Annotated in this window: 9 protein-coding genes; 2 read left to right on the top strand and 7 right to left on the bottom strand. The window is 32.1% G+C overall.

Annotation, left to right across the window (positions count from 1 at the left end; all coding sequences use genetic code 11):
• Positions 1 to 150: 150 nt before the first annotated feature.
• On the bottom strand, positions 151 to 855 hold the full coding sequence (locus CLRAG_RS18695) for a hypothetical protein (RefSeq protein ID WP_065079780.1): 705 nt from the start codon (positions 853 to 855) through the stop codon (positions 151 to 153).
• 99 nt (positions 856 to 954) lie between these two features.
• Complete coding sequence (locus tag CLRAG_RS18700; protein ID WP_065079781.1) at positions 955 to 1,482, bottom strand: GNAT family N-acetyltransferase; 528 nt, start codon at positions 1,480 to 1,482, stop codon at positions 955 to 957.
• Positions 1,483 to 1,918: 436 nt separating this feature from the next.
• On the opposite strand from CLRAG_RS18700, the gene CLRAG_RS18705 reads away from it, so the two are divergent.
• Positions 1,919 to 2,446 (top strand): protease inhibitor I42 family protein, encoded by a 528-nt coding sequence (locus CLRAG_RS18705; protein ID WP_065079782.1) that lies wholly within the window; start codon positions 1,919 to 1,921, stop codon positions 2,444 to 2,446.
• 239 nt (positions 2,447 to 2,685) lie between these two features.
• Here the strand turns inward: CLRAG_RS18705 and CLRAG_RS21260 are convergent, their stop codons facing one another.
• The 4 genes from CLRAG_RS21260 to CLRAG_RS18715 all read right to left on the bottom strand — a co-directional run bounded on the left by CLRAG_RS21260 (position 2,686) and on the right by CLRAG_RS18715 (position 3,628).
• Positions 2,686 to 2,808: a hypothetical protein gene (locus CLRAG_RS21260; RefSeq protein ID WP_275507590.1), complete on the bottom strand. Its 123-nt coding sequence runs from the start codon at positions 2,806 to 2,808 to the stop codon at positions 2,686 to 2,688.
• A gap of 125 nt (positions 2,809 to 2,933) precedes the next feature.
• The gene (locus CLRAG_RS18710) at positions 2,934 to 3,227 is read right to left on the bottom strand and encodes a GNAT family N-acetyltransferase (RefSeq protein WP_242872177.1); all 294 of its coding nucleotides are present in this window, start codon (positions 3,225 to 3,227) and stop codon (positions 2,934 to 2,936) included.
• A complete protein-coding gene (locus tag CLRAG_RS21265) occupies positions 3,214 to 3,342 on the bottom strand; it encodes a hypothetical protein (protein WP_275507591.1) in 129 nt (42 codons plus the stop codon). The genes CLRAG_RS18710 and CLRAG_RS21265 overlap by 14 nt, the downstream gene beginning before the upstream one ends.
• Positions 3,343 to 3,418: 76 nt before the next feature.
• On the bottom strand, positions 3,419 to 3,628 hold the full coding sequence (locus CLRAG_RS18715) for a P-loop NTPase family protein (RefSeq protein ID WP_242872178.1): 210 nt from the start codon (positions 3,626 to 3,628) through the stop codon (positions 3,419 to 3,421).
• 933 nt (positions 3,629 to 4,561) lie between these two features.
• Between CLRAG_RS18715 and CLRAG_RS20305 the strand changes: the two genes are divergently transcribed.
• Positions 4,562 to 6,075, top strand: a protein-coding gene (locus CLRAG_RS20305) for an IS3 family transposase (RefSeq protein WP_153042957.1) whose coding sequence is annotated in 2 segments (ribosomal slippage) — positions 4,562 to 5,171 and positions 5,171 to 6,075 — 1,515 coding nt in all. Because the reading frame shifts where the segments join, the coding sequence is not laid out codon by codon here.
• A 183-nt stretch (positions 6,076 to 6,258) separates the two neighbouring features.
• Here CLRAG_RS20305 and CLRAG_RS18730 read toward each other — a convergent pair.
• Positions 6,259 to 7,419, bottom strand: coding sequence for a DUF2971 domain-containing protein (locus tag CLRAG_RS18730; protein WP_065079783.1), 1,161 nt, complete (start codon positions 7,417 to 7,419; stop codon positions 6,259 to 6,261).
• Positions 7,420 to 7,861 lie beyond the last annotated feature (442 nt).

Below are 7,861 nucleotides of genomic sequence, written 5' to 3' on the forward strand. Positions count from 1 at the left end.
TATTCTATCCTGTTCCAATTTGTTTTATTTTTTGGAGAATATAAACATAAAAAACACTGTAAAATTCAAATTTGAATAATACAGTGTTTTATAAAATTATTTGCTGCAAATCAATAAATCCTTTATGTATTTCTAAATTGAAACTGTTTATTAGTGTGATCCTTTGCCATTATTATCATTACTACCAGAACCAGAATTAGAGGTATTAATATCTGTTGAAGCTGGCTGAATATATGGCAATGTATAACTTACATTCACATCTTCACCATTAAATGTTACTGTATAGAGTAAATTTTGGTCACTGTATCCTGTACCATTTATAAAGTTGGTGCTTAAAGATTTAGAGAAGGATTGACCATTAATTTTATAAGTTAAAGTATAATTTTCCTGAACATTTCCTCCGTTAGCATTATTCCCAGTCCATTTAGAACTAATACTGCTAGGTTCTACTAAAGCATTAGTTACAACCGGAGTTGGTGCTGCTGGTGCAGTAAATGTAAAGTCTTGTGAATAGTCTGGTGACCTACCATCCTTTGCAGTATAAGTATAGGTTGTTGAAGGATCTATTGATATAGATTCTTGATTTTCTTCAATTTGACCATTACTTAGATTCTTAATAAGAGTAAAACTCAAATTATATTTATAATCTGACCAATTCCAATCACAATCAACTACTGGTTTTACCACAAAACTTTTAATATTTACAGGTGGTATTTGGTTACCTACATTAGCAGGTACACCATCATACGTTGGATCTTCCCCTAGAATTGAAACCGAACTTTCACCAGAAACAGTTCCTGTTATTTCTTTAGAAGTTTTTGTTCCATCATCCCAAACTTTTATTAAGTCATACATTCTCAACTCTCAATTTTCAATTAAAAAAATTAGATCGTAATTTTTTTATAATCTGTATTACAAATTACTAATTTACTATTTCAAACCTTAAATTGGAATTTATGGCTCTATCCACTCTCTTTTCAGAATAGCATATTGGTAGGTGTTTTCATAATGCGGAGTCCCATCCGGGTTGTTCACGAAAGATATAAATTCCATAAAGAGTCCTTCTTTTCTCATTCCAAGTCGCTCACAAAGCTTTTGGGACGGAATATTATCGTCTTCAGCATAAGCATATATTCTCCTTGCACCGTTATTGAAGAAGTAGTCGATTAACGCTTTTGCCGCTTCAGTTGCATAACCTCTCTTGCCATATTTTAAGTTGAAATTCCATCCGACACTATATGTATCAGGCTCCTCTTTTATGGCAAAAAGATCCCCGATAATTGAATCTGTATCAGACAAACAAACAGCGAAGTCTTCACCTTCTTTGCATCTTCGCTCCACTTCTTTTTCTGCTTCATCAAGTGAATCTAATTTTTCACTCAGAAAACAATGTACAGGTGGGTGCTCAAGGATTTCATACAATCCCGCAGCATCTTTTTTATCAAAATCACGAATTATCAATCTATCTGTTTTCAAATGCATTTAATAATTATCTCCTTTAACTTCTAATTTTTACTTGAGTTATATTCTGTTTTTTTAATTCTAATTTCGTAATAAGCACGGCAAAATACAATCAACGATGTTGTTAAGATAGTATATTGGACTAGAAAAAAAGTGGAACAAGATCTTTTCGGATCTTATCCCACTTAAATAATCTTTTGATTACAAGTCCTCTGATAAGGATAATTCATTATACCATATTCAGACAAAAAAGCAACACAAATTCTGATTCACTTTCATTCAAATCATCAATACAATTTTTATTTGTCTGTATAATTTTTATTTCACAATATATGAATAGAATGAAATAAAGATATTTATGAAGCAATTTTTTAATAGTACTCGTCTAACATATGAAAGATACATTTCAATTAAAACTTAATTCAAATAAATTTATTTAATAATTGGAGGAATTACTATGAAAACTACTCACATTACATGTATATGTTGTTTAGCAGGTTCTTTATTTTTAAGCAGTTCTGTTTTTGCTGCAGGATTAAACAATGAAAAAATAGGTGTAAATCCTATACCTATTTCTATCCAAGAAAAAAGTATAAATAATACAAGTAACGGGCCTATACTTGGAGCACCTTCCCAAAAGACTTGGATATTTGAAGCAAATCAAAATGACACGTATAAACTGAGGTTTTCCTATGCGCAGCCTTGGGGAAAAAATGTTTCTCCTGCAAAAACTGTAGAATATACAATACAAGTATCAGATGGGAATAAGAACGATACGATTGTTAACTTAAAGCCTGGTGCTATTAATAAAGTAACTAAAGGTCAAAAATTTAATATTTCTTTAGAGGAAAATATTTTAACTGGTTACTCATGGAGTTATAATACAGATAGTAAAGCTATAAATCTTATTGAACAAGATAATTGTGGCCAATCTTATGAAGAATATAGATATTTTCAATTAAACCCAAATAATACAATAAAGTAGGTAAAGATTATAAAAAATACATTTTAGGAGGATATACACTTTGACATGCTCCTTTTAGAGTAGACAGATAAAATAAAAAATCTGGTTAATCCGAAGGGAGCTATTATTAAGCTTACTTGGAAGTGCAGGGGATATATATGCTTCTGTATCTTCTTATATATGATAAAAATAGGAAAATATAAATAAAGCTTACTTTTTTGATGTGATATCATAAAAAAAGCTGGCATCACCAACCTTCTTTACTTATCCAAACAACCTATTCCATGTATTAACTCCAACAAAATGCCATCAACTGCAAGCCCGCTGTCTCTCTGAAAACTTTTTCTATATCTTTCATATGATTCTTTATTTATATCTTCCAAGGTATAATTTCTTATCTATTGATATTTCTTTAGATTTATACTTTCGTATACTCCTCCTATTATAAATTGCTTCTATGCTCATTTATTTCACCTCATTAAATTGGAATTTATAGTTAAGCAAAATTTTATATATGCCATACATATAGTGCCATATCATAATTATTTTTTGACTTCTTCTTACCTGCATATATAAAACCTTCATTTTCATATAACATCCTCAATTTATTTCTTTGTAAATTACAATCTAATCTTAGTGAATTAATACCATTTTTTAATGATAAATTTTGGGCAAAATTGATAAGTTCTTTTGAGACACCTTTACCTGCAATCACTCTCTTAACAGCCAACTTATGTATATAAAGTGACTTTTCTTTTGAAATTTCAGGCCAATACTTTGTGTCTAAATCAGTTATAGCCATACATCCCACAGGCATTCCATTGATTCTGCAATTTATTTTTTTCCATCCACATCACTGCATCTAATAATATCTCCTCAATCACTAAAGTATCATGTTCTTTTGCCTGCTTTATCATAGATTATCCTTTCTAAAGTACTATTTACAATATTCAATCTTAAATTGGAATTTTCACATCAAAATTCCCAATAAACTTATCCTTGAAAATCCTGCTTCAAATATTCATAAACTATTATTTCAGTATTCTTATTTAAATCTTCATCTCCATTTAGTCGAAGTACTTTACAGGGTAACGAATTAGCCCATTGTGTATGTGTGCGCATACATGGAGAACCGTCGGTATCATATCTTGCTGAATTATCAAGAAAACGGCAATGTTCTTCATACATATCGCCGCCTTCCATGATTCTCTCCCCATATGCTTCATATTCTCTCTTATTAATTCGGGAAATTCTAAATTCCTCTTGCCATTTCTTTTAACCTCCTTAACGCCAAATTATAATTTGTATGAACATTCTTATATACAAAATCATAAAAATGGGCATTATTTATATTAGTACTCGGAACAGGTTTGAGGATAAGCGAAGTAGTAGCCCCTAAGTGGTCTGACATAGATTTTAAAAGAGTATCTAAAATTAATATAGGAAATTCAGTGGAAAATAAAACTGCAATAATAGAACAAGGGGCTAAAACTAAAAGCAGTAAGAGGACTATACCTGTACCTCTAAATATAATGGAAGAGTTGAAGAAGCATAAAAAATGCTTTCACGAAATCGTGAAAGCATTGATATCTGGCAGGGGTAGTAGGTCTCGAACCTACAACCTACGGTGTAATAGAATGGTCATTATGTTAAAATTATACAAGTTTATAAGCCTTTATATATCAACGCTCTTCAGACATAGCTTGTCCTTCAAATATATCTGAATACATTACTTTTTTCTCCCGGTTGTGTTACGGTTGTGTTACAGATTTGAGCATAAATCTCTATAATTTTCTGGAATATAGTTACATAACTTATTCCACTATATGGGCTTACATATAAGATAATTGGATAAGTTTTTCTGCTTCATCTCTGAAATATTTTTTTAACTTACCTATATTTTTTATAATGTAATCATTTCTCACACCTTAGAGAATAACTCCATACTCAGATAAAAAACTTGACCATATTTTCATAAAATTTTTGAATTACGACGAAAAAACACCATAAAATTCTTTTTTGATATGCTCCCTTTAAAGTAGACAGATTAAAAAATAAAAAATCTGTTACTAGAAAGGGGGCATTTTTGTGTCTAGAAGAACTAAATATACGGTAGAGGAAAAATACAAGATTCTAATGGAATATAAAAATGGGAGTAAATCAATACAAGAAATCCACACTAAGTATATGGTTAGTGTTTATGCTTTTTATAAATGGAGATACAACTATGAAAAGTATGGAGTAGATGGACTAAGAGAGTCAAAAACTTGCAAGAAATACTCAAAAGAATTAAAGGAACAAGTTGTTCTAGAATACCTTTCAGGCAAATACTCACAGGGAGAACTCGTGAAAAAATATGAGATAACAGATAAAACAGTGTTGAAAAGGTGGTTAAACAATTATAATAGTCATAGAGAAGTAACGGCAAAACCGAAAGGAAGGAGAAACTCTATGACAAAGGGAAGAAGTACGTCTTTAGAAGAAAGAATTGAAATTGCAAAATATTGCATTGAGCATAATAATAACTATCAGCAGGTTGCTGAGGCTTATCAAGTCTCCTATCAGCAAGTATATCAATGGGTTAAAAAATATAAATTCGGTGGAGAAAATGCACTTCAGGATACACGTGGCAAAAATAAGATTGAATCGGAGCTTACACCTGAAGAGAAAATGAAACTTGAAATGAAGAAACTTGAAACTGAAAATGAAAGATTAAGGGCGGAAAATGCATTCTTAAAAAAATTGGAGGAACTAGAAAGGAGGCGGTATTAAGCCGTATAAAACAAGAAAATAAATATATTGCAATTTCAATACTTCATGAAAAAGAGAATTTCTCTATATCTCTATTATGTAAAATAGCAATGATTCCACGTTCTTCGTACTATAAGTGGACAAAACGTGAAAAAAGTATGCAAGAGACTGAAAATAGTATGTTGATTGCAGAGATTGTTAAAATCTATGATGAAGTAGATGGTATCTATGGTTATCGAAGAATGACTTTGAACTTAAATCATAGGCTGGGTAAAAATTTTAACCATAAACGCATCTATCGACTTATGAAACTGGCATCGTTACAGTCTGTAATTCGCAGAAAGAAAAAACGTTATGTCAAATCTGCTCCGCAGCAGGTAGCAGAAAATTTACTAAATCGTACGTTTTCAGCCGATAGGCTGAATCAGAAGTGGCTTACTGATGTTACTGAGTTCAAATATGGTAACTCTCAAAAGGCTTATTTAAGTGCCATTTTTGATCTATATGACAACTCTATTGTCGCATATATTCTTGGTCATTCTAACAATAATGATCTTGTTTTTAATAACTTAGACTTAGCCTTATCATCCAATCCAGGTGCAAGCCCTATGCTTCATAGCGATCGTGGTTTTCAATATACATCTTATGGTTTTAAGCGAAAGCTTGATGAAGCTCAAATGACACAAAGCATGTCACGAGTGGGCAAATGCATTGATAATGGCCCAATGGAGGCCTTTTGGGGAACTCTTAAATGTGAAAAGTACTATCTCCATAAATATCATACATATGAAGAACTAACCAATGCAATCAATGAATATATCAATTTCTATAATACTAAGAGACTACAAAAAAGATTAAACGGCCTAACCCCAATGGAATTTAGGGCTTTATCCGTTTAAATAACTTTTATTATTTCCACTGTCTACTTGACAGGGTGCAGTTCATTTTTGAATAATACGATGTTTTCCAAATTGTTCGTTTTTAATTGTGATATTAGATAAAAATATTACATATGACGTATACCTTATATTTCTGCAGAAGAACTTCGTCAACCTTTAGATTCTACTGTGTCAGTCTACAGTCTATAAAAATTTTTTTCGTGATCCACTGGATCCATTAAACACAATTGCCCATCCTTCTTTCCACTCCTGTAAGTACCTTTCAAAGTCGCTATCATCCCTACTAATAGTACTTGTAAGGGTAAAAATTTCTTCTTCCTTAATAACAACCTTACGCTGATTGTGAGGAAGTGTAGCTTGACATAGAAGAAAATTAAAAACAGCAGAATTGTTACCTGGATTGAGAGCAATAAGATCCATATGTTCCTTGATTATTTCACGAATTCGCATTTTTTGTTTCGCATCCATCCTAGCTCCCAAAATAATTCCCACTAGCTGATTGGGCTGATAGTGAAACAGTCGTTCTTGCTGGCTACACTCGACAACCTCTCCAAAGAGCCATGGAATAGGAGAAGAGAGTGTTAACCGTGACTCTTGTTCATAATCCCAGCAGTTGTGTTTTATCAAGTGCTGTTGTCTTTTCCATGTAAGAAAATCTTTCTGCTTCCTTTTATCAATTTCTGGTCCGATAACATACTGTGGAAAACAATAGAATGCATTATTGCTTGTAGAATCTACGCTATATGATATATCTTCAAATGGGAAACTATCTGGAATAGCCTGACTCATCTTTGGGGCTATTCCATTTTGAGTATTCCTTCCTACTGAATTTCTCTTGTGTTTATGGCATTGATAAAGGCTATTATCAATAGCCTTAAAAATTAGGCAGTATCCTTGATGCATTGAGGCATAATGAGCCCACATTAGCATTTCATCGCATACCCTTGAGAATGAAACAAAATACGTGTTTCTTGGTTTATACAAATCCAGAAAATGCTTAATTTGTTTATCAAGTATAAAAGCTGTTATTAAATCAGGAGGAAACTGAAGAGAACATAATACTTTGATATAATCAAGTTGAAGAACTTCATCATAGGTTAATGGTGAAATTTTAGTAAGATATGCCGAGAGCTGTTCTTCATATCTTGTTTTGTTTGGATTATTATAATTCTTCCATGCAAGCTCTAGTAACCTTCTCCATTTACCCTTATCTGCTTCAAAAGCAAGGAATGTCTTTCCATCAAATGGGTCATTGCATTCCTTATTAGAGGCAAAGTAAATCTCATTATACATCAGTTCCTTAATAGCAAGTTCGCTGGATGGTCTAAAACGATAGTAGAACATTTTATATCCCTCCGTTCATTGTTTTTTCTCATATTTAAGCTTAAAGTTCTATCCCTGAATATTTCATGGGAATATAGCATACTTTTACCGATATAATGGTAATTATACCACATGATTCAAGTGATTTCACTATCGCATATTAAGAGAGATACTATTATTCAACACCGTATTATTAAATTTTCAACGAATCATGACTTACTTCACAGCCGCCAATGAAAATAGAAACATCCTACAATTCAAATGTTTGCAATGTACATATGTGGACATAATTTCATATTGGCAGGGCTAAGTCTGAATGTTCTTTGGAGGATTTGCACCCCGATTTTCAACGTAGACGTATTACCCATGAGCACAGCAGATTGTTGCACCACTAAGAAGTGGATAGCACGTGTAGCAAAGTTCCTATTATCTCGGGTAATTCTCCTGCTAATTTTTTATAGGG

Source organism: Clostridium ragsdalei P11 (genome assembly GCF_001675165.1).
GTDB lineage: Bacteria > Bacillota > Clostridia > Clostridiales > Clostridiaceae > Clostridium_B > Clostridium_B ragsdalei.